Consider the following 23,505-nt stretch of genomic DNA (forward strand, 5'->3'; position numbering starts at 1 on the left):
TCCATACAAATATAAGTATAATTATCTATGGTGTAATTTAAATTAAATCAAGAGAGTATTGATGACATCCTTTAATCCATCAATGCTATCAACCAGGTGGTCTGGGTTGTACTCACTCAAGACTTTATTGTTCAGAATACCGTATGTAACCGCTATAGTTTTTATACCCAACAACTTTCCTGTTTTAATATCTTCTCCAGTATCACCAACAAAAATATCGGTACTATTATAATTCACACTCTCTCTTATCAAATCTACTTTTGTATGAATTTGATTAGTAACAAGTAGTTTTTCGAAGAAACTCGACCAACCAAACTTATCAACCTGATGCTTTACAACATCTGTCGATTGCCGGGCAGTCACCAAATATAAATCACACTTTTTGCTAAGCTGTGACAAGAGCTGTTCAACACCATCAAAAGGCGTATCTTTCTCTATATTATCAGGATTTTCTATTTCATCCATCCATGTTTTTTTTATATAGTGCAATTGTTCAGGCTTGTACGAGAAGAAATCAACGAGCAACTTTTCCTGATTGATTCTATTCCGTTTAATATCCCAATATTCTTCATAACTAAAATGACTTTCTGGTACTAGCTTGCAAAAAAGCTCATATTGTCGAAGCTTGGAGTCAATAAGCGTACCATCAAAATCAAAAAAGATATTCATCAAAGGCCTTTCAGACATTACGGATAAAAATAAAATAACAACAGGTAAAACCTGTTGTTATCAACACTTAAGAGGAAATAAAATTACAACACTTCCTTTTTAAATATATCAGCTTCATCATAACGATTGGAAAGCATTGTTTCTCTGGATAGACAGACTTCAACAATGTAAGGGGTATTATCGTTCAATATCCCTTCCAAATTATCAACGTCCTCAAGAGAATTAATACAGCAATAATTAATATCACATGTATCAGCCAATTTTTCCAAATTAACACATGTAAACTCATTCTCGTTATTACCATAGTAGTGACTATTATAATAACGCTCCTGAACTTCACGCATCATTCCCAAAGAGCGATTATTGAAGACAACACACTTAATCCCTAGTTTTTTGTGTCCAACAAAAACAAGCTCCTGCAGGTTCATCTGTAAACCACCATCGCCGGTAAAGCAGACAACTGTCTTATCCGGATGGGCTACTTTAGCACCAATAGATGCTGGCAATGAATATCCCATTGTTCCATGCCCACAGGAATTAAGTAATCGCTGTCCATTTTTTACTTTAAATGCCTGCGAAACCCACATTTGGTTTTGCCCCACATCATTAGTAAATATAGTATTTTGGGGGCATTGTGCTATCAATCTTTCAATAAACTTAACAGGCTCAATACCATTTCTTGTAAGACAAGTATTTTCCTTATACTTATCAGACCATTTTTGTATCTGCTCATGCCAATTGTTAAAATGAGGAAAACTCATACTTGAGACAGACACATTCAGTAACTTCAGGAAAGACTTAATATCTGACTGAATAGCTATCTCATCAGGGAAAATTCTTTTTAACTCATTCTCATCAATATCAACATGAATAACTTTGGCATTTGTATATTGTGCAGGTACTTTGCCGACCTGGCGCTGACCAAATCGGACGCCTAGTGCGATAATCAGATCAGCATTTTGCATCGCAAGATTTGCATGTGTATGCCCATGCAATCCGGCAAAACCATATATTCCTTCTACAACATCAAGGCCATTTACAGTAGAAACAACTGGAATATGAGAGAGTTGAATAAACTCTCTCACTTCTTCTACTGCTTTACTAATACGAACTCCTCCACCGACCAAGATTACTGGTCTGCTACTGTTTTTCAGGTAAGGGAGAATTTTTTCAAAATCAGTATCATATGTAGGTTCTGAATCAGGCACAAAACCCTCTAACTGCTCTGGTTCTATTTCCTTAAACTGAATATCAATTGGCACATCTAATAATACAGCTCCGGGCCTTCCCGAAGTTGCATACCAATAGGCTTTCTCCAGTTCATATCGAACTCGAAGCGGATCATCCAACATTGCCGAATATTTGGTAATAGATTGGACTACTTTCACCACATCTAGATCCTGGAATCCATTTTGGCGCGCATGATTATTTGCTCGCACATTAGACAAATAATCCTGCCCAGTTATAAATAATGTGGGTATAGAGTCAAACTGAGCATTCGCAATACCGGTAATCAGGTTAGTTGCACCTGGGCCTGATGTCGCTAATGCAACCCCAATAGTATCAGTCACTCTGGCATAGGCATCGGCCGCCAGGGCCGATGCTTGCTCATGATAATTCTGAATATACTGAATCTGCCCCGTAGCAACCATTTCATCTAGAAGCTTTAGGATCGCGCCCCCTTGATAGCCGAAGACATGCCTAACATGTTTATCAACAAGAAATTTAGCTATATAGGCAGCAACATTCATTTATCTATCTCCGGCCTTAAGAGAGTCGCTTCAATCTCTTTTTGAGTCGTTAGTTTTGGCAAGCAATCCATACCACGCAACCACAACAATCCATTAGGCAATGGGTTGACTTTGTTAGGTAAATCCGGATATTTATCGTACAAAACAATATCTTTAAGGATTTTGGGCATATTCAGCCCTGCCTCGGCAAAGAACTGAATTGTTGTAAAGAAGCGAGAAATATTAATTTCTGTTGGATTGGGAATGCCATTTCTGTCGTACGTCATATCGACACCGTAAATACCATTAGGAACTTCACTAACAGCTAATACAGCTCTTCTAGCAATGTCATCCACTACAGGATCAGAACAAGTTTCACCCACTTTAGTCACACCGGTAACACCTGATGGACTTAAAGCACTATGTACCCATCCGTGACGGCTACGAGATTGAGCAATAATTAATTCGCCATCCTTCCAGATGGATAATGATGTCACAGTTTTCTTTGTCAATAACTCAGCAGCAATAAAATTCCCCCATCCGTTATGCTTATCAATCCACTCAACAGCTTCATCATAATCACTAGTAGGAAGCGAACCTAAGCCACCACCACCAATCGCGTTAGCTCGAATCCAAATCGTACCGTCTTCACCACCTAACTCTTGGAATGCTAATTTCAAATCATCATGAGAATGCAAAAGAATATTTTTAGGAACTGTTATCCCTGCATCACGGAATTTAACCCATGTTTCATATTTGCGAACACAGGTATCAATAGTTTCATAATCAGGAACGAGTAACTTTGCTCCAGTCGCCTCTATTTCATCCTGAAATTTTAATGCTATGGCTAATTCTGCATCATGCTGAAAATGAATCATTTGAGGTTTCTCAGCATTTAAAACAGCTAATAGCGATTTTTTATACAGCGGGTCTTTAGAATGCGGCATCAAATACTTTTTATGTGCTTTACACAGCATCAAGTCCGCAGGGTCAGAACCAAGACCAATAATCTCTTCACCATCATTGGCCATTAATAATGAATTAATAACACCATTTGACTGAGCACTGCCTGCACCGGTAATAACAATCTTATATTTCATTCTTCATCAACTCCGCATACCCCATACCACCAATACCGTAATGATTTCCACAGTAAAATAGATACTCTTTTTCCTCATACTGGAAAACATTACCGAAACAAACCATCTCACTATCCCAGCCACTCGGCGATACTTCTATATCCATAAGGTTATCAATACGCTGCCAGTGGATGCCATCCGTAGATTCTGCATACCCGAGCCGATACCCCTTAGATATACTTCTAATGGCATACGTCATCTTGTAAATGTTACCATCTTTGTAAACATTAGGGGTAGTTAATCCATACTCATCGCCAGAAAGACTAATACATGGTTTAGGTTCTGATTTATGCCAATCCAGTAAATCATCTGATTCAATGCATTTGATGTCATACCTAGGAACTATTTTCAGTGTGTTATCAACCCACTCATTCCCACTAGAGTAATAAATCTTAAACTTCTCTTGATCTTTAATACAGAAAACAGCGGAGCGAATAAAGCGCTCATCATCCGTTCTCTCTAATAATGGAACCTCTGTAACTCTCTCAAGTTTAGTAAAGTCATTATTAAATACGGCAACACCTGTCAATATTGTATAGGGAATCTTTGTCTGCTTCTGGTATGCTGAATAAAACATATAGTGTTTACCCTCATGCTCAAATATAGCTGACGGTAAAACTCCACTATCATCAAAACACCCATCTCTACCAATATCTAACACAGCTTCTTTGCTATAGTTGATGATCTCAGAGGGGTTATTTGGGTTAACATCGACATACCCAATTCTTCCGACATTTTCTGCATCACACATTGTCAAAAAAATACGCAGGCAATCTTTTGAAATTAACAGTGGAACAGGCACCATAGTATTCTTCTTGTACCATTCCAGATCAAATGATTCAAAACTACAAATAAGACCCTTTTTAATCCATTTCATGTTGCACCTTTAGAAAGCCTTATACAGATTAACGAATGATTTCATAAAGAATTTAAATCCATGATAAACAGATATCTCACGGTTAAGCACCATGATAAGAATATTTCTTGTGCGGTTAATTCCTTTCAATGTATTGAGCTTTATTTTATTATTATACTTTAAGCTGAGCCCATCAATCCATTCAACATTCCCAGCTTTGTCACTAAACATATTGACACCTGGAATTGCATCCTGAATTAATTTGAATTTAGGTTCAAATCGACACTTATCATCAATCATCTGTTGTGAACCAAGGGCTAAATCCTTACGCCATACGGGATCATTCAACAATTTAGTGACTAAATCCCGTGCCTCTGCAGGACTTTCATATGTTGGCAAATCAACATACCCTTTTGAAAGCTTAAGCAAATCCGGTTGAGGACATGACAGTAACACAGCGTTTGATGCTAATATATCACATACACGCCAACTAAAACCTTCTTTAGCATGTGCATGAGGAAGATTCAGGGAAACCTTACTTCGATTATAAGTTTTTGTATTATGACTTAATGTAACACTTGGCTCGAAATCAAAACATTCAAATATGTTTTGACTATATAGCAGCACATCGCTGTAGGCATGAGGATAACCATAAATCTTAAGACCGAGATCAGTTAACTCAGAAAGAACATCAAATCTTTTCTGGCATGTCAATAAATGAATCATTGATACCTCAAATGGGAAATGAGGCAAATTAAAATATCTTAATTCATCTTTAGACAATTGCAGATATGGGTTTTCTTTAAATTGAGCGATATGCTCAAAAAACCTATCTTTTATAAAATTGCATTCTTTAGGCCCTAAATCTCCATCCTGGCTAATCCGTTGAAAGAATGCGACAAACTCTTTGTTCCAGTTCCCCATGGATCCAACAAAAGAAACAGGAATATCTTGTTCTATATTTTCGGCACGCATATCAGAAGCATGACCAAAAAGAATATTTCGATTGCTCCCAGAGTCTACATAGGGGAACCAATCTTTGAGGGTATTTAATGTATCACCAGAAAAATTGAAGAAATAATATCGTTCTGCATATTTTTTTATTACATCTTTATTCGAAAAAAAAGCATAAGAATCAGCCGCTAAACAGGCTACAGGACAATCTATATCATCCAACATTGTTGGATAAGGTAATACATTATTAAGGGTTAGAATCAAATCAGGTTGAAATTCCTTAATTTTATTTCTCATTCGAGATTTAGATATAACTGAAACTCCACCATATAAAAAATCATTAGCTCTGATATTTAATACATTATTTCCTACTCTTGTTAGCGCTCTTATTAAACCTTCAACAAATGAATCAACATAAGGTTTTCTCAGCCATGTCACATTTGACATGGCACAAATAACTATATTTGCCAAAGTTTAATCCCCTCTGGATTTCTTTATCTTTTTTACTAAAAAACATCTAATACTTCCAGGTAGTAAGTTTTCTAGTAATTGCTGAATGAAGTCTATCGCCAGTAAAGAGCGCCCTGAAACTAAAGGATTACTCTCCATTCTTTCAGCTAAAAATCTTGGATTAACTGAAAGTATACTTAACTCTTTCTCAATCGTTGAATCTCCCAGCATCTCATACCAGCTTTCAATCGCGAAATTCCGGTACTGCGCCCTCTTCATCTCCCAGGCATGCATCGATAACTGATGCTGAACAAAAACTTTCTCAGATACTCCTTTCGGAATTTGATCAAATTTTTTCTTTGTTATTGCACTTAATTCCTCAAGTGTTGATAATGTTGAAAATCGCTTCAACACTTTGAAATGCTCAAAAATCCTTCTGGCTTTTACGCTTTTACTTGGAGCACTCAAATTTTTTTGATCATTTAGTATACGATAATATGATAATTTTTCGTTAACGGTACCAATATTAAAACCATCTATTGACATTCTAACCCACAAATCATAGTCATGTAATAATATTAGTCTATGGTCCGGTTTATAACGATTTAAGATATCTCGTCTAATCAATGGCCCTGATGCACAAACGCAATTCCCTGCATTAAAAAAATATCTTAGCCATGCAAAACGATCTCGCGGCGTTGTGTCAAAATGTCCACTAGCAAAATGATTATTATGTTTTATCTCATGGCTACTTTCATCAACAAAAATAACATCGTTAAAAACGAATGCCATTTCAGGATCTGCTTCGATAACCTTTAACAGCTTCTCATATTTATCGGGCGCCAAAAAGTCATCTGACGGTACAGGCGAAAAATACTTTCCTTTCGCATTTTCCAATAAAATCTCAGTCGTTTTTGCAGGCCCTAGATTTTTCTCATTCTGGATAAACTTTACTCTCGGATCCTTACCTACATATGCTGAGGCGATCTTCGCCGTATCATCAGTCGAAGCATCATCGACAATAATAATTTCAATATCTTTAATACTTTGATTTAATGCAGACTCTATCGTCTCTTTGATAAATGCTGCGTGATTATATGCAGGAATACCAATAGAAATAAGCGGGCTTGCCATATTATAAAACTCTAGTTTTTTCGAAATTATTGATAACTCTCTTACAGGATCATTTTTAGATGAAAAAGCATAACAAGATCGTTATAAACAATTAATAAAGTAATAATTACTATATATGGGAATTTTTTAGAGCATCGAAAAATACTTTCATTTACTGAGTAATAGCGGCAGACTTTAAAATCACCCCAGATGCTATGAAATATATTAGCCAAAGTCTACCGCCAACAACTTTTATATCACATAAAAATCAATGGATCTTATTATCCATTTTTCTTCATCTGAAATGATTTGATTACTTCGATAACACGATCTGTCTCTTTTGACGACATAGTGGGATATATTGGCAAACTAAGAATTTTATTTGCTAAATCATCATGCTGAAAAAATCTTTCTTCAGTAAAATCCTTATAACACTCTTGCAGAGCGGGGGGGATTGGATAATGAATTAGGCTTTGTACATTATTATTTTTTAAATAATCTTGTAACTCATCTCTATGTTGACTTTGGATAACGAATAAGTGCCATACAGGTTTAGCCCACTCAGGAACAAATGGTAGTTGTATACCTATTCCATTCAGCTCTGCACAGTATTTTTCAGCGATAAGAGTACGGCGGCTATTCCACTCATCTAAATGTTTAAGTTTCACTCTCAAAATAGCGGCTTGAAGCTCATCCAGGCGGGAATTATACCCAATGATATCATGCTGATATTTTATAGTTGAACCATAGCTACGCAGTTTTCTTATTTTTTCAGCGATCACCTTATCACTTGTTAATACTGCACCACCGTCACCCAAGCAACCGATGTTTTTTCCTGGGTAAAAGCTTGTTGCAGCTGCATTGCCGAGAGAACCAACCTTGCGCCCTTTATAGTAAGCGCCTTGGGCTTGGGCCGCATCTTCAATAACAACGAGATTATGTTTCTTTGCAATTCGATTAATCTCGTCCATATCAGCAGGTTGCCCATAGAGGTGAACAGGAATAATCGCTCGAGTTTTCGATGTAATAGCATCTTCTATATGATGAATCGAGATATTACACGTATTTGTATCTGCTTTTACAGGAACAGGGGTTGCTCCAGCCTGAGTCACCGCAAGCCATGTTGCTATAAATGTGTTAGCTGGAACCAGAACTTCATCACCAGGACCAATGTCGTATGCTTTCATCAAAAGGAAAAGCGCTTCGAGCCCATTGCCGACACCGATAGAATAATCAACACCACAATACTCAGCGAACTCTTGCTCAAAGGACTCTAGTTCTGGCCCCATGATATACCAGCCAGAATGAAGTACCTTCTCAAAAACATTTTTAAGTTCAGACTCAATTTCCTGGTGAATACCTTTCAAATCTAAAAATGAAACGTTCATCCTATGGCCTCTCCACATCTTTCAAAAAATCAGAATAGTCTCGGTAATAATCGCTTTCATCATAGTAGTCAGAAGCTAATACCATGCAAACAGCACCTGATGAGAAATTCATTAAATCACGCCACATCATTGGTGGAATATAGAGTCCATAATATGAGCGATTAAGATTAAATATCTTTTTGTTTGAACCGTCATCAATAATAACGTCAAAACTACCGGACATGGCGATCATCAATTGATGAAGAGCCTTGTGCCCGTGGGCTGCGCGAGAAGCACCTCCCGGTACATCATATAGATAATAAACACGTTTAATATCAAATGGGATGTGTCTGCTGCTCTCAATAAACGTCAAGTTGCCTCGGTTATCATGAATTTTAGGTAACTCAATAAGTTTACATTGATCTATTGACATTTAATCCACCAAAGATAATTGGAAAAACTCATGAACAATTCCTCCCCCACCGAACTCAGACTTAAACTGGTAGAGACCTTTATTTAAAACTAACCCACCATTCTCGGTACTAATACCAAAATCGAACCACCTTTTGCCATCATCCTTAGAGCGAGTAATACAGTGCTCAAAAACTGCGTCTAAAGCAGATAGCTCATAGCCCAACTCACTAGATGCAATATATTGTGCATGTGCTACCTGCATTGTTTTAAATAACAGAGTACCTGCGACAACCTCATCATCTTTAAGAGCTACAACACATTCAATATTTTCAGGAAAACGTTCTATCAGAAGCAATATCTCCTGAACAGTATGGACAGGATTAACGCCATGTTTTCTATTTAAATTATCAATCAACACATCCCATAATTTCGATAAGTATTCAATACCCGAAACTACGCTAATGCCATTTGACACCGCCTTTTTCAGACTACGTTTTCTTCTACTACTTAAAGAACGGCGATACTCTAAATCAATCGTACTACTTAAATCGCGGCGAAAGCATATTGCGCCGACACGAAATAATGCATATAAATCATCCTGTGCAGGTGTAGAATGATATATCCACGGTGTAACCTTGTATATTAGCTTTGTGTAACCTTGCTCTTTATAATACTGGCATACCATATTCAGTGCATCTACCATCAACTCTCCTCGTAGAGCACCTTGCTGAATAACACCACCGTAAGTAATGCCAGGATGGCTAGAAATGCATTGAGTATCATTAGGCTGAATTGCTGCCGGGAAGATACCAAGCCATTTTCCTTCTTCATCCTCAATGATCAATGATCGATCTATAAATCGATCTTCATGATATGACAAATAACGTCTGGAATGCAAAAACGTAGCCTGATATGAGCCAGAACAAAATGTATTCCACTCTTCTGCATCAGAACTTGGATTGTAAGATCGAATATTAATTTTCATGTTTCTCTTTACTGTTCACGAAATCATCGTATTGTTCAAAGACTTCATTCACATCTCCCATGCCAATTAGTCTGCCATGCTCTAATAATATTGCTTTATTGCAAAATTTCTTGATGACAGCTTCGCTATGAGAAGCTAGAACGAAAATTTTACTACGATCAATAAATTCATTTAATTTTTTCTCTGCCCTTGCCATAAAGACAGCATCACCAGTGCCAATGACTTCATCCATCAATAAGATGTCGGCATCCATTGACGTTACAGTTGCAAAAGCCAACCGCATCGTCATCCCTGATGAGTAAGTTCTAACTGGCATATCCAGATACTCATTCAATTCAGTGGCATCAGCTATTGTATTTAGTCGCTGTTTGATTTCTTTTTTACTCATCCCAAGTAGCAAGCCACGGATAATAATATTCTCAATACCTGTTGCCTCCATTTCTAACCCAACGGATAAGTTTAATGTAGATACAACACGACCAGTAATATTTAATTGACCACTACTTGGTTTGTATATACCTGCAAGCGTTCTCAATAGCGTAGATTTACCCGCACCATTATGACCAATAAGTCCGATGCGATCACCTTCATATATATTAAACGACACGTCACGGAGTGCGCTAATCACTGGAATCTTATCTCCTCCAGAGATTATTCCTCCAGTTGCTGCGGATAATACACGATTCTTTATTGACCTACTCCCGACGCCTACAATGGGGTAGTCAAGACATATATCTTTAGCTTCTATCTTAATCATATTATAACCAAAAAGGAATTCTGCTTGACTTGTACTTATAAACGACAGCTGCAATTAATGCGAATACAATGAATGTAGAAAAAGAAACGCACCAAGCTTCTATGCCGGGAATTTTCCCCAATAAGGGCTCTCTAATCAGGTCAATATAGTATTTAAATGGGTTCACCAAGACAATCCAACTATTTTCAGAAACTAATCTAGGCATCCAGATAACTGGTGTAACAAAAAACAGTATTTGAATCATATTCTGTGAAATTTGTGCGATATCCCTAAAACGGACTCCGGCGATCCCTAAAATCACACCTATTGCAGCAAAATTACAGACAATTAATAAGAAACCAGGAATAGCAAGAAAGAAAGGGAGACCGGGATTAATTGCAAAATAGATATAAACACCGAATATAATTACTATATTGTGGAGAAATATTATTATATATCTAAACAAAACTCTAAATAATATAACAAATGGATTCATCTTGATATCTCTCATATAATTTGCATGCTCTACAAATATATTAGAGAAATCACCAAGCACCCCGGCGAAAAAACCCCAAGCCACATATCCAACAGATAAATATGGCAAATAATCCCTTGTTTCCGTTTTGAATAATTTACTATAAACAACACCTAAGACAACAATAAATATGGACATACTTATCGTTATCCAAAACGGCCCTATTCTGGATCTTCGATATCTCAATTTAATATCTTGCCAAGCCAAAAAAACCCATAGATCATACTGTCTCAGGGCATGATATAAATCAGTACTTTTGAAATTCTTCATTAAAAAACCCGATAATTAAACACCACATGATGAATTAGGAGAGTCTATAATGCTTCAACCATACAATATGGAGGTATTCAGATATCATACTGTATTATTTATATATCCAGTAACTTAATAAGTGTTTAATATATTAAAGGAACTTAGATAGATAGTTACTATGGCTGTAAAAATAATAGCTACGGATAGCTATTTAGCAATTTTCTTATTCAGCAAGCCGATAAGATACTGTCCATATTCATTTTTCTTCATGGGTTGAGCAACGATTTCCAGTTCCGAATCACTAAGCCAGTTATTACGCCAAGCAATTTCTTCAAGACATGCAACTTTTAACCCTTGAACGCTCTCTATCGCCTGCACAAAGGAAGACGCGTTATGTAGGCTCTCATGTGTTCCTGTATCTAGCCAAGCAAACCCACGTCCAAATAGCTCAACACTTAATAACCCAGCTTCTAAATACATCTGGTTAATAGAGGTAATTTCAAGCTCCCCACGAGATGAAGGCTTCACTTGCTTAGCAAAATCAATGACCTTATTATCGTAGAAATAAAGCCCTGTAACAGCATAATCTGATTTAGGCTTAATAGGCTTTTCCTCAATAGAAATTGCTGTCATCTTTTCATCAAACTCTACAACACCAAAGCGTTCAGGATCTTTGACTTGATAACCAAATACAGTTGCGCCAACCTCTTTACTCGCAGCACTTCTTAGAATCTCAACGAAGGAGCGGCCATAAAAAATATTATCACCTAGCACCAAACAGCAACGTTCACTACCAATAAACGTTTCACCAATAATGAATGCCTGGGCCAAACCATCTGGACTAGGCTGAACCGCATAATCAATATTAATACCAAAATTACTACCATCCCCTAGCAAGCGCCGGAACCCCTCGTTATCTTCAGGTGTAGTAATAATTAATACATCGCGGATCCCAGCTAGCATCAGTGTTGATAGCGGGTAGTAGATCATTGGTTTGTTATAAACAGGCAGTAATTGCTTAGATACACCCCGGGTCAAAGGGTACAACCGAGTACCTGAACCGCCTGCGAGGATAATGCCTTTCATTATTTTTCTACACTCCCCAAACGCTCACGGCTATAAGAACCATCCAACACTCTACTCCACCAAGAGCGATTATTAAGGTACCACTCTACTGTTTTACGAATGCCACTTTCAAAGGTTTCTTGTGGTTTCCAGCCTAGCTCACGACCAATCTTTCCTGCATCAATAGCGTAGCGCACATCATGACCGGGACGATCTTTCACATAAGTGATCAGATCCTGGTACGCGCCAATCCCTGCTGGTTTTTGTGGAACCAGTTCTTCCAACAGAGCACAGATAGTTTTTACAACATCAATATTGGCTTTTTCATTATGCCCACCAATGTTGTAGGTTTCCCCGACTTGCCCCTCAGTCACAACCTTATAAAGTGCCCGAGCATGATCTTCAACAAATAGCCAATCGCGAATCTGCATGCCATCGCCATACACTGGCAACGCTTTTCCCTCCAGCGCGTTCAGGATCATCAACGGAATTAATTTCTCCGGGAAATGGTAAGGACCATAGTTATTGGAACAATTGGTGACAATCGTTGGTAATCCATAGGTTCGCAACCAGGCGCGTACCAAATGATCGCTCGATGCTTTAGACGCGGAATAAGGGCTACTGGGGGCATATGGAGTCGTTTCAGTAAATAACGAATCTGTTCCCTCCAGATCACCATAGACTTCATCCGTTGAAATATGATGGAAGCGAAAAGCGGACTTTCTTGCTGGAGCCAGTCCCCCCCAGTAAGCTCGAGCAGCCTCAAGCAACGTATAAGTACCGACGATATTCGTTTCGATAAAAGCAGCAGGACCATCAATGGAACGATCAACATGAGATTCAGCCGCTAAATGCATGACCGCATCAGGCTGACAGGTTTCAAACACACTCTTAAGTGCCAGCGCATCACAAATATCGATATGCTTAAACTCATAACGCTCATGACTACCCACATCGGCCAGAGACTCCAGATTACCTGCATACGTGAGCTTGTCCACGTTAACAACAGAATCTGCTGTGTTCTTTATGATATGACGAACAACGGCAGAGCCGATAAACCCGGCCCCACCCGTTACTAATATTTTCATAATGTTACATCCAGGAAGCGAAGTATTCTATGGCTTAACTCAGTTGTATTTGACCGTGAATGGGCAAAATTCAGGCATGCTACCGCCCTTGGGACTGAACCCAAACGCAGACACTGCCCTCAAATTGTGATTGCACAAGCGATTCTGCTGGAAATATGGCCAGTGCCATGAAAAATAGTTCGCGTATTTTACATGTCACAGCAAAGGAGGTGTAGCAGTATTGTGACCTCCCTCCTCCCCAAACTAAAAATTTACACCCCGTTTGTAGTCCTTTCTTGTTGTATGCGCAGAGTAAAAGTGCCTCATAAATATAAGTAGAAAATAACAATTACCATTCTCATTAATGGTTTTTTAGGCTATAAATTTAACTACGGAGATAATGTGTTAATACATAAGTCTATTCTGGAAACCGTAAATGCAACGGAAACGACATCGACTTTTAGGTTCTACAAATCGTCCGGAATGGGAATGCACCTATGCCACGGAGGAAATCGAGTTGAGTTCGTCATACCGCTGCTGCGCCAGCATGACTTCATCGATGTTCCGCTCCGCCCAGTGGGTCAGTTCATGCACGGTTTTGACCAGTGTCTTACCCAGCGTAGTAATCGAGTACTCCACCGTCACTGGCACGGTAGCAAATACCTGCCGGTGAATCATACCGTCACGTTCCAGGTGTTTGAGCGTTTGTGACAACACTTTCTGCGATACGCCTTCAATATCACGTCTTAGTTGATTGAACCTGACCGGCTCACACGCCAGTCGATCCAGAATCAGCAGCGACCATTTATTGGACAGACGATCCAGCACCACACGCGCCGGGCAGGTTTTACTGTAAACACTGAATTCAGGCATCCTATGACCTCTGTTTTCTCAGTTAAGGTTTTATTCGGTATATCTCGGTATATCTGCTTACCATAACGCATGTTGTTTCTTTTGGGGAGTTAGTTTCTTTTTAAAACTAAGGAAGCAACACGGCGCGCGTAAATGGCATGGAGAGGAGATCTGTCTGATTGAATCTACAGTTAGCGCCTGCTTTCGTTTTTTCGTACCGATATGAATCAATATCGCGCTAAGCCGGTATCACGCGGTAAAAACATGGGAAGCCTCTCAATTGAGGCAATAGCAGTACCGTCGCTTACCTAGGCAGCAAGACGTGATAGTAAAAGTAATTAGTCTTAAAGAGACAGAAGAAAGGACTTGGAGCGGGCGAAGGGAATCGAACCCTCGTATAGAGCTTGGGAAGCTCTCGTTCTACCATTGAACTACGCCCGCGTAGAAAGTGACTGGCATTATAGCGTCATCTTTCTGGCGGGCAAGATAAAACACGGTTTGATTGCGCGTGTTTTGAGCGGTCGATTCACACCGCTGTCACCAGTAGCGTTTGGTACCCGTTGACGATCACCTGCACGGCAAACACCGCGAATAACACTGCCGATACCGCACTGCAGTACAACGACAGCCTGCCTTTTAACGCACCACGCCCGTACTTAATTAAGACCGCCATAAACAGCGTCCAGAGTATGCCGCCAATGAAAAATCCCGCCAGAAACAGTGCAATTTGTCTGGCAGAACCATCCGTCGCCTGGGCAATCAACGTCCCACCTACAGCAGCGAACCACAGTAATGCGCTGGGTGACGCCAGTGCCATTCCCATTCCGCTGATAAAATGGCGGCGCGCGGGGGCAGATGCACGAGATGAAGGCTCACTCGCGCTATCAATAGCCAAACCACGGTGCTGGCGATAGTCGCGCCAGGCGCTACGTGCCATGTTGAATGACAGCCACAGCAGTACACCGCCGCCACCAATCCACAACAGCCACCGTACTGGGGTGTAGTTAAAAATCACCGCCATCCCTAACACCGACAGGGTCGCATAGAGCAAATCACCAAAGCAGGATCCCAGCCCAATAAAAAACGCCGCGCCTGCGCCGTCCCGAATACCACGATTAATAATGGCGGTGTTGACGATGCCCAAATCCAGACACAGCGACAGCGACAGTAACAACCCACTCAACATCACCAGTAACATACATCCCTCTTCTTATGACCTTCACTCTGTCTCATGCTGGGCCGATGAATCCACTTTCCTGCTTGCCTTACTGGCAAGACGGCTATGCCGATACAGCGAGATAAATGCCCTACGGCAATGCCGCATCAGGACAAACGACAGTAGCATTCCCCCCACGCCAACGGCAAGGCGAGCCTGTCAGATAAAAATGCGCGTAAAAGAGGAAAATACGGGGAATAAAAAAACGGCTCGTCTGCCTGCTGGCAAACGAGCCGGGATACAGCGGTGAGGCTTATTTCTGCGGACGCATCGCCGGGAACAGGATCACGTCGCGAATGGTGTGACTGTTGGTAAACAGCATCACCATACGGTCGATACCAATGCCCAGACCTGCAGTCGGCGGCAAACCATGTTCCAGAGCGGTAACATAGTCTTCGTCGTAGAACATCGCTTCGTCGTCACCGGCATCTTTCGCCGCAACCTGATCCTGGAAGCGTTGAGCCTGATCTTCTGCGTCGTTCAGCTCGGAGAAACCGTTGCCGATCTCACGTCCGCCGATGAAGAACTCGAAGCGGTCGGTGATTTCCGGGTTCTGGTCATTGCGACGTGCCAATGGCGACACTTCAGCCGGGTATTCGGTGATGAACGTCGGCTGGATCAGATGGGCTTCTGCCACTTCTTCGAAGATCTCGGTGACGAGACGGCCCAAGCCCCAGCTCTTCTCTACCTTGATGCCGATAGATTCCGCGATGGCTTTTGCCGCGTCGAAGCTATCCAGATCCGCCAGGTTGGTTTCCGGACGGTATTTCTTGATGGCTTCACGCATGGTCAGCTTCTCGAACGGCTTACCGAAATCAAACACCTGGTCGCCATACGGCACCTCGGTGGTGCCCAGAACGTTCTGCGCCAGCGTGCGGAACAGTGATTCGGTCAGTTCGATCAGGTCTTTATAATCCGCATACGCCATGTAGAGTTCCATCATGGTGAACTCAGGGTTATGACGCGGCGACACACCTTCGTTACGGAAGTTACGGTTGATCTCGAATACACGCTCAAAACCACCGACCACCAGACGCTTCAGGTACAGCTCTGGCGCGATACGCAGATACATGTCGATATCCAGCGCATTGTGATGGGTGATGAACGGACGAGCAGACGCCCCGCCGGGGATCACCTGCATCATCGGCGTTTCGACTTCCATAAAATCACGACCGACCATGAACTGGCGAATACCAGCCAGAATCTGCGAACGCACACGGAAAGTGTGGCGGGATTCGTCGTTGGCGATCAGGTCCAGATAACGCTGGCGGTAACGGGTTTCCTGATCCGCCAGGCCGTGGAACTTATCCGGCAACGGGCGCAACGCTTTGGTCAGCAAACGCAGTTCAGTACAGTGGATAGACAGCTCACCGGTCTTGGTTTTAAACAGCTTGCCGCGTGCGCCAAGGATGTCGCCCAAATCCCATTTTTTGAACTGCTCGTTGTAGACGCCTTCCGGCAGGTCATCACGCGCCACATACAACTGAATACGGCCACCGACATCCTGCAAGGTCACGAACGACGCCTTACCCATGATACGGCGGGTCATCATACGTCCGGCAACCGTCACTTCCAGACCCAATGCTTCCAGCTCTTCGTTCTCTTTTTCGTCATAGCTGGCGTGCAGTTGATCAGCAGTGCTGTCACGGCGGAAATCGTTCGGAAAAGCGATGCCGGTCTCACGCAACGCCGCCAGCTTCTCACGGCGGGTTCTGAGTTCGTTGTTAAGATCCAGCGCCTGCTCGGCACCCTGATTTTGTGGTTCAGACATGAGATTCCTTATAACCCCGCTTTTAAACTTGCTTCGATAAACTTGTCCAGATCGCCATCCAGCACCGACTGGGTATTACGTGTTTCAACCCCAGTACGCAGATCTTTAATGCGGGAATCGTCCAGTACATAAGAACGAATCTGGCTACCCCAGCCGATATCGGACTTATTGTCTTCCAACGCCTGCTTCTCAGCGTTCTTCTTCTGCATTTCGAACTCATACAGCTTGGCTTTCAGCTGTTTCATCGCCTGATCTTTGTTCTTATGCTGAGAGCGATCGTTCTGGCACTGCGTCACGATATTGGTCGGGATGTGAGTAATACGCACCGCGGACTCAGTACGGTTAACGTGCTGACCACCCGCACCAGAAGCACGATACACGTCGATACGCAGGTCGGCAGGATTGATCTCGATATCAATATCGTCATCGACTTCCGGATACACGAAAGCGGAACTGAACGACGTATGGCGGCGGCCGCCCGAGTCAAACGGACTCTTGCGTACCAGACGGTGTACGCCGGTTTCGGTACGCAGCCAGCCAAACGCATAGTCGCCCATAATTTTGATAGTGGCAGACTTGATGCCCGCGACTTCGCCTTCAGACTCTTCAATGACTTCGGTTTTGAAGCCTTTGCTTTCCGCCCAGCGCAGATACATACGCAGCAGCATACTGGCCCAATCCTGCGCTTCGGTGCCGCCGGAACCGGCCTGCAAATCGAGGTAACAATCAGCGCTATCGTACTCGCCGGAGAACATACGGCGGAATTCCAGCTGGCCCAGCTTGTCTTCCAGTATATCCAGCTCAGCGATGGCTTCGTTAAAGGTCTCTTCGTCGTCGGCTTCCACTGCCAGATCCAGCAAGCCGGCAACATCGTCCAGCCCCTGAACCATCTGATCAATGGTGTCGACGATCATTTCCAGGGAGGAGCGCTCTTTCCCCAGCGCCTGAGCGCGCTCAGGTTCGTTCCATACGTCGGGCTGTTCCAGCTCGGCGTTTACCTCTTCCAGGCGCTCTTTCTTGGCGTCATAGTCAAAGATACCCCCTCAGAACGGCTGTCCGGTCAGACAGGTCCTGAATGCGGTTTTTTACCGGATTGATTTCAAACATGGTCGTAAGATCTTAATAGTTGTTTGTCGATGACAGAATGCATGTAAACCGCGAATTGTAGCGGATCCACGCCGTGGTTTATAGCTTTTTACCGATTTTAGCGGGATGTCCCGCCGGGTGAAAAGAAAACGCCGGGAAAACCCGGCGTCGACTTCAGCGTCTGTACGCTACAGCGGCCATAGGTGCTCGATCAGCAGTTGTACCGAGCGTTTGCCGCGGAATTCGTTAACGTCCAGTTTATAAGCCAGTTCGACTTCACGCACGCTGCTGTCAGGCCACAGCACGGTATCCACGTTAAACGCGATACCATCCAACAGCGGGCCGCCACCCAGCGGCTCCACCATCACCTTGAGATGGCGTTCACCAACCAGCCGTTGTTGCAGCAACCGAAAACGGCCGTCGAAAAGCGGCTCAGGAAAAGCCTGCCCCCACGGCCCGGCCTCACGCAGCATTTCGGCGGTGCCAAGCGACAGTTCAGGCACGGCTAATTCGCCATCGGACCACACTACCCCTTCCAGTTGTGAAGCATCCAGCCACTCGCCAACCAGATCGGCAAAACGCTGGCGAAACTCGTCAAAACGATCTTCAGCCAGCGACAATCCCGCCGCCATTGCATGACCACCAAACTTCAGCATCAGGCCGGGATAACAGGTATCCAGTCGCTCCAGCGCGTCACGCAAGTGCAACCCGGCGATAGACCGCCCGGAGCCTTTCAGAATGCCGTCGCCCGCCGGTGCAAACGCAATCACCGGGCGATGAAAACGCTCTTTGATGCGCGACGCCAGAATGCCCACCACGCCCTGATGCCAATCCGGGTGGTACATCGCCAGCCCCAGCGGCAACGTATCACGGCTACGCTCCAGTTGTTCGCACAACTGCAACGCTTCTACCTGCATCCCCGCTTCAATCTCACGCCGACTTTGGTTGAGCGCATCCAGATCGCTGGCCAGCATCCGCGCCTGCACGATGTCATGGCACAACAGCAGCTCAACCCCGACGGACATATCGTCCAGTCGACCGGCGGCATTCAGGCGCGGCCCAAGCGCAAAGCCCAAATCACTGGCTACCAGTTGGGCAGCATCGCGGTTAGAGACCTCCAGCAAGGCGCGGATCCCCGGCCGACATTTCCCGGCTCGGATGCGGCTCAGCCCCTGTGCGACCAGAATACGGTTATTGGCGTCCAGCGGCACCACATCCGCCACCGTCCCCAACGCCACCAAATCCAGCAATTCCGCCAGATTAGGCTCGGCCAGCCTGCGTTCAGTAAACCAGCCAGACTCACGCAGGCGGGCCCGCAACGCCATCATCAGGTAGAACGCCACGCCCACGCCGGCTAACGCCTTCGACGGAAACGCACAATCCACCAGATTAGGATTAACCATCGCCTCTGCCGCTGGCAGGGTGTCCCCCGGCAAATGGTGGTCAGTCACCACCACCTCGATACCTCGCCGGTGCGCATCATCCACCCCTGCGTGGGACGAAATGCCGTTATCGACGGTGACTATCAACTCCGCCCCTTTGGCAGCCGCCTGAGCGACCACTTCAGGACTGAGCCCATAACCATCTTCGAAACGGTTGGGCACCAGATACTGAACCTCTCGCCCTCCCATACTGCGCAGCGCCAGCACCGTCAGCGCGGTACTGGTGGCACCGTCAGCGTCAAAATCACCGACAATCACAATGCGACGCTCTTCCGCCAGCGCCCGACACAACACGTCGACGGCCTGAGAAATACCGCTCAGCAGACGATAATCCAGCAGCCCGCGCAGACTACGCTCCAGTTCCTGCGCCTGTCTCACACCACGCTGGGCGTATAAACGACGTAATAGTGCCGGGAAGGAGTCTGGTAACTCTGTCTCCGTCACCGGGCGGCGACGGAGTTGGGTAACAACATTCACGCTTGATTAACCACTCGATTCAATTAGCCGCCTGATTTCAGCGAGGCTTTGTGTGCTTCCAGCATAGCCATCATCTCTTTAGGCGGCTGATACCCCGGCACCACTGTGCCGTCACTCAATACGACAGCCGGTGTCCCCTGCACGCCAAACAGCACACCCAGTTGGTAGTGCGCGCCGATATCCGTTTTACAGGTCGCAGGCGATACATCATCCCCTTTCATGGCCGCATCAAACGCCTTATTGCGATCCGCGACGCACCAGATGGATTGCATGTCTTTCGCTGCCTGAGAGTTCATGCCCTGACGAGGGAAAGCCAGATAACGCACGGTAATACCCAGCGCGTTGTAATCTTTGATCTGCTCATGCAGTTTGTGGCAGTAGCCGCAGGTGATGTCGGTAAACACGGTGATGACGTGTTTTTCCTGTGGTGCCTTATAAACGATCATCTGGTCTTTCAGGGCATTCAGACGATCATTCAGAATATAATTGGTGACATTCACCGGATCCTTACCGCTGACGTCATACAGTGGGCCCTGCAACAGGTGTTTACCGTCGTCGGTGATGTAAAGCACGCCATTCTCCGTCAGCAGGGTTTTCATTCCGCTGATGGGGGAATCTTTCACTTCCGCGTTCTGTATTCCCAAACGGTTAAGCGTCTGCTTAATCGCGGCGTCATCCGCGTGAGCCATGTTGCCGAAAGCCAGCGTCAGCAACGAAAGGAGTATTACACGTTTTTTCATGGAGTTATCCTGTTCTCAGGGCACAAGCGCCGCGCTTATCCATTATAGGCGGAAACCGCCATTATCATCCTATCGACCCAGAGGCATCATGCCCGGGGATGGTGCTGTTGATGCAGTTGTTTCAACCGCTCCGTCGCAACGTGGGTATAAATCTGCGTGGTGGAAAGATCGCTGTGGCCCAATAACATCTGCACCACTCGCAAATCCGCACCGTGATTTAGCAGGTGGGTTGCAAAGGCATGACGCAAAACATGCGGAGAAAGTTTATTGCTGTCAATAGATGCCAGTGTCGCATAGTGCTTGATGCGGTGCCAGAACGTCTGGCGCGTCATCTGCTGGGCACGGTTACTCGGAAACAACACATCCAGCGTCTGCCCGTTTAGCAACCAGGGACGACTGTACTCCAGATACTGCTCCAGCCAGTACACCGCCTCTTCCCCGAGCGGCACCAGCCGCTCCTTGTTACCTTTCCCCACTACGCGCACTACCCCCTGGCGCAGGCTGACATCACTCATCGTCAGCCCCACCAGTTCCGATACACGCAGACCAGTCGCGTACAGCAGTTCCAGCATCGCCTTATCCCGTAGTTCGATCGGCTGGTCGGTAACCGGTGCCGCCAACAGCGCTTCCACCTGCGCTTCAGTGAGATCTTTCGGTAATCGCTGCGGCAACTTAGGAGAAGACAAGGGCGCACTCGGGTCATCTGCTCGTCGCTTTTCCCGGTACAGATACTGAAACAAGCGCCGCATTGCGCTCAGCAAACGCGCCGAACTGGTGGCCTTGTAACCGCCTTCCAGTCGCTCAGCCAGAAAATCCTGCAGATCAGACGGCTGCGCCTCTAGCAGATGACAGTCATGGTGCGCCAGCCACTCCGCCAGCGAGGACAGATCATTGCGATAGGACGACAACGTATTTTCCGCCAGGTTGCGCTCCAGCCACAAGGCATCCAGAAACTGCTCGATTAAGGCCTGATCCTGTTGCTGCATTACACTCTCCTGCCATGCCGCAGACCATACTCTCCCGCCATTATGCCTGACAGAGTATGTTCGGGGTACAATTCGGTAATCATTCTCAACTTCATCACATCCTGTGGCAAAATGAAGCATGAAAGGGATTATATTTTCTTATTGATGCAGATCACGGAACGCTGTTACCACAAGGCTTGACTTCGGCCGCCGCAGTGGTTTGAAAAGAATTTTTTTCTATGCATAGAATGCTCGTCCGTGTGTTACAAAAAAGCAAAAAATTATGCAAGCCTCCATCTCATCCACTATTAATACTCAAGCACCAGAAGCGCCAGTCAACTCGCGCAATAAGGTGGTGGTCGCCTCGTTGATCGGTACCGCCATCGAATTCTTCGATTTTTACATTTATGCTACCGCTGCCGTGCTGATATTTCCGCACATCTTTTTCCCACAGGGGGATGCGACCGCCGCTACGCTACAATCGCTGGCGACCTTCGCCATCGCATTTGTCGCCCGGCCTATCGGTTCTGCGCTATTCGGTCACTTTGGTGATCGTGTCGGCCGTAAAGTGACTCTGGTCGCCTCGCTGCTGACCATGGGGATCTCCACCGTCTTAATCGGCTTGCTGCCGAGCTATGAAACTATCGGCGTACTGGCGCCACTGCTGCTGGCGCTGGCCCGTTTCGGTCAAGGACTGGGTCTCGGTGGCGAATGGGGCGGCGCAGCACTGCTGGCAACCGAAAACGCGCCGGCCCACAAACGCGCGTTGTACGGTTCGTTCCCGCAGTTGGGAGCGCCCATCGGCTTCTTCTTCGCCAACGGTACTTTCCTGCTGCTGTCCTGGATACTCACTAACGAGCAGTTCATGAGCTGGGGATGGCGTGTGCCGTTCATCGCCTCGGCGGTGCTGGTGATTATCGGCCTGTATGTGCGTGTGTCGTTGCACGAAACACCGGTGTTTGCCAAAGTCGCCAAAGAAGGGAAACAGGTACGTGTACCGTTGGGTACCCTGCTGAGCAAGCATGTGAAAGCCACCGTTTTGGGCACCTTCATTATGCTGGCAACGTATACCCTGTTTTACATCATGACCGTCTACTCCATGACCTACGGCACCACCCCAGCACCGGCAGGGCTTGGCATTCCACGTAATAACTTCCTGTGGATGCTGATGATGGCGGTCATCGGTTTTGGTCTGATGATCCCGGTGGCAGGCTATCTGGCCGACGTCGTCGGTCGTCGCAAGACCATGATCACCGTGACCTGCATTATGCTGGTCTTCGCGATGGCGTTCCCGTCGCTGCTGGGCTCTGGTAACCAGATGCTGATTATGGCCTTTCTGGTCTGCGGCCTGAGCCTGATGGGGCTGACCTTCGGTCCGATGGGCGCACTATTGCCGGAACTGTTCCCCACTGAAGTGCGCTATACTGGTGCCTCGTTTTCCTACAATGTGTCCTCGATTCTGGGGGCATCCGTAGCGCCGTATATCGCCGCCTGGCTGACCAGCCATTATGGGCTGTTCTATGTCGGTGTTTACCTCGCCGCCATGGCCTCGCTGACACTGATTGCGTTGCTGCTGACAAAAGAAACCCGTCACCAGTCTCTCGGTTAAGTCTTACAGGGATGG

Annotated in this window: 21 protein-coding genes and 1 tRNA gene; 1 reads left to right on the top strand and 21 read right to left on the bottom strand. The window is 45.0% G+C overall.

Translation table 11 applies throughout. From position 1 onward, the window contains the following. Nucleotides 1-42 precede the first annotated feature (42 nt). From FGI04_RS15315 to xerD, 21 genes are all read right to left on the bottom strand, one after another. Nucleotides 43-669 (bottom strand): HAD family hydrolase, encoded by a 627-nt coding sequence (locus tag FGI04_RS15315; RefSeq protein WP_342700120.1) that lies wholly within the window; start codon nucleotides 667-669, stop codon nucleotides 43-45. A gap of 83 nt (nucleotides 670-752) precedes the next feature. Next, nucleotides 753-2,420, bottom strand: a complete 1,668-nt coding sequence (locus FGI04_RS15320) for a thiamine pyrophosphate-binding protein (RefSeq protein ID WP_407336952.1) — start codon at nucleotides 2,418-2,420, stop codon at nucleotides 753-755. Further along, nucleotides 2,417-3,499 carry an ATP-grasp domain-containing protein gene (locus tag FGI04_RS15325; RefSeq protein WP_342700122.1) on the bottom strand — a complete coding sequence of 361 codons (1,083 nt, stop codon included), beginning with the start codon at nucleotides 3,497-3,499 and terminating at the stop codon, nucleotides 2,417-2,419. The genes FGI04_RS15320 and FGI04_RS15325 overlap by 4 nt, the downstream gene beginning before the upstream one ends. Continuing rightward, a complete protein-coding gene (locus FGI04_RS15330; protein ID WP_342700123.1) occupies nucleotides 3,489-4,415 on the bottom strand; it encodes a glycoside hydrolase family protein in 927 nt (308 codons plus the stop codon). The genes FGI04_RS15325 and FGI04_RS15330 overlap by 11 nt, the downstream gene beginning before the upstream one ends. 9 nt (nucleotides 4,416-4,424) lie before the next feature. Then, nucleotides 4,425-5,819 carry a glycosyltransferase family protein gene (locus FGI04_RS15335; RefSeq protein WP_342700124.1) on the bottom strand — a complete coding sequence of 465 codons (1,395 nt, stop codon included), beginning with the start codon at nucleotides 5,817-5,819 and terminating at the stop codon, nucleotides 4,425-4,427. A 3-nt stretch (nucleotides 5,820-5,822) separates the two neighbouring features. Beyond that, nucleotides 5,823-6,932, bottom strand: a complete 1,110-nt coding sequence (locus FGI04_RS15340; protein ID WP_407274579.1) for a glycosyltransferase family 2 protein — start codon at nucleotides 6,930-6,932, stop codon at nucleotides 5,823-5,825. A 260-nt stretch (nucleotides 6,933-7,192) separates the two neighbouring features. Beyond that, nucleotides 7,193-8,299, bottom strand: a complete 1,107-nt coding sequence (locus tag FGI04_RS15345; protein ID WP_342700126.1) for a DegT/DnrJ/EryC1/StrS family aminotransferase — start codon at nucleotides 8,297-8,299, stop codon at nucleotides 7,193-7,195. 1 nt (nucleotide 8,300) lies between these two features. Then, the gene (locus tag FGI04_RS15350) at nucleotides 8,301-8,711 is read right to left on the bottom strand and encodes a sugar 3,4-ketoisomerase (protein WP_248588373.1); all 411 of its coding nucleotides are present in this window, start codon (nucleotides 8,709-8,711) and stop codon (nucleotides 8,301-8,303) included. Then, nucleotides 8,712-9,677, bottom strand: coding sequence for a GNAT family N-acetyltransferase (locus FGI04_RS15355; RefSeq protein WP_342700127.1), 966 nt, complete (start codon nucleotides 9,675-9,677; stop codon nucleotides 8,712-8,714). After that, nucleotides 9,667-10,434: an ABC transporter ATP-binding protein gene (locus tag FGI04_RS15360; RefSeq protein WP_342700128.1), complete on the bottom strand. Its 768-nt coding sequence runs from the start codon at nucleotides 10,432-10,434 to the stop codon at nucleotides 9,667-9,669. Before FGI04_RS15360 ends, FGI04_RS15355 begins: the two co-directional genes overlap by 11 nt. A gap of 1 nt (nucleotide 10,435) precedes the next feature. Continuing rightward, entirely contained in the window at nucleotides 10,436-11,218 is a 783-nt protein-coding gene (locus FGI04_RS15365; protein ID WP_248588376.1) for an ABC transporter permease, read from the bottom strand. A 189-nt stretch (nucleotides 11,219-11,407) separates the two neighbouring features. Continuing rightward, nucleotides 11,408-12,286 carry a glucose-1-phosphate thymidylyltransferase RfbA gene (gene rfbA, locus FGI04_RS15370; RefSeq protein WP_248588377.1) on the bottom strand — a complete coding sequence of 293 codons (879 nt, stop codon included), beginning with the start codon at nucleotides 12,284-12,286 and terminating at the stop codon, nucleotides 11,408-11,410. Next, nucleotides 12,286-13,356 carry a dTDP-glucose 4,6-dehydratase gene (rfbB, locus tag FGI04_RS15375; RefSeq protein WP_342700133.1) on the bottom strand — a complete coding sequence of 357 codons (1,071 nt, stop codon included), beginning with the start codon at nucleotides 13,354-13,356 and terminating at the stop codon, nucleotides 12,286-12,288. The genes rfbA and rfbB overlap by 1 nt, the downstream gene beginning before the upstream one ends. Before the next feature lie 471 nt (nucleotides 13,357-13,827). After that, nucleotides 13,828-14,205, bottom strand: coding sequence for a winged helix-turn-helix transcriptional regulator (locus FGI04_RS15380; RefSeq protein WP_168363468.1), 378 nt, complete (start codon nucleotides 14,203-14,205; stop codon nucleotides 13,828-13,830). Nucleotides 14,206-14,551: 346 nt separating this feature from the next. After that, a tRNA-Gly gene (locus tag FGI04_RS15385) sits at nucleotides 14,552-14,625 on the bottom strand. Nucleotides 14,626-14,710: 85 nt separating this feature from the next. Further along, nucleotides 14,711-15,382, bottom strand: coding sequence for a LysE family translocator (locus FGI04_RS15390; RefSeq protein ID WP_407336953.1), 672 nt, complete (start codon nucleotides 15,380-15,382; stop codon nucleotides 14,711-14,713). A 271-nt stretch (nucleotides 15,383-15,653) separates the two neighbouring features. Further along, entirely contained in the window at nucleotides 15,654-17,171 is a 1,518-nt protein-coding gene (lysS, locus tag FGI04_RS15395) for a lysine--tRNA ligase (RefSeq protein WP_016943583.1), read from the bottom strand. Nucleotides 17,172-17,179: 8 nt separating this feature from the next. Next, a protein-coding gene (prfB, locus tag FGI04_RS15400; protein ID WP_342698673.1) for a peptide chain release factor 2 occupies nucleotides 17,180-18,278 on the bottom strand; the annotation gives its coding sequence in 2 pieces (ribosomal slippage) (nucleotides 17,180-18,202 and nucleotides 18,204-18,278; 1,098 coding nt in all). Nucleotides 18,279-18,445: 167 nt separating this feature from the next. Then, nucleotides 18,446-20,176: a single-stranded-DNA-specific exonuclease RecJ gene (recJ, locus tag FGI04_RS15405; protein WP_342698674.1), complete on the bottom strand. Its 1,731-nt coding sequence runs from the start codon at nucleotides 20,174-20,176 to the stop codon at nucleotides 18,446-18,448. Nucleotides 20,177-20,199: 23 nt separating this feature from the next. Continuing rightward, on the bottom strand, nucleotides 20,200-20,916 hold the full coding sequence (gene dsbC, locus FGI04_RS15410) for a bifunctional protein-disulfide isomerase/oxidoreductase DsbC (RefSeq protein ID WP_407274576.1): 717 nt from the start codon (nucleotides 20,914-20,916) through the stop codon (nucleotides 20,200-20,202). Between the two features lie 86 nt (nucleotides 20,917-21,002). Further along, nucleotides 21,003-21,902, bottom strand: coding sequence for a site-specific tyrosine recombinase XerD (gene xerD, locus FGI04_RS15415; RefSeq protein WP_342698676.1), 900 nt, complete (start codon nucleotides 21,900-21,902; stop codon nucleotides 21,003-21,005). A gap of 262 nt (nucleotides 21,903-22,164) precedes the next feature. Between xerD and FGI04_RS15420 the strand changes: the two genes are divergently transcribed. After that, nucleotides 22,165-23,490 carry an MFS transporter gene (locus FGI04_RS15420; RefSeq protein WP_342698677.1) on the top strand — a complete coding sequence of 442 codons (1,326 nt, stop codon included), beginning with the start codon at nucleotides 22,165-22,167 and terminating at the stop codon, nucleotides 23,488-23,490. Nucleotides 23,491-23,505 lie beyond the last annotated feature (15 nt).

Source organism: Dickeya ananatis, assembly GCF_019464615.1.
Classification (GTDB): domain Bacteria; phylum Pseudomonadota; class Gammaproteobacteria; order Enterobacterales; family Enterobacteriaceae; genus Dickeya; species Dickeya oryzae.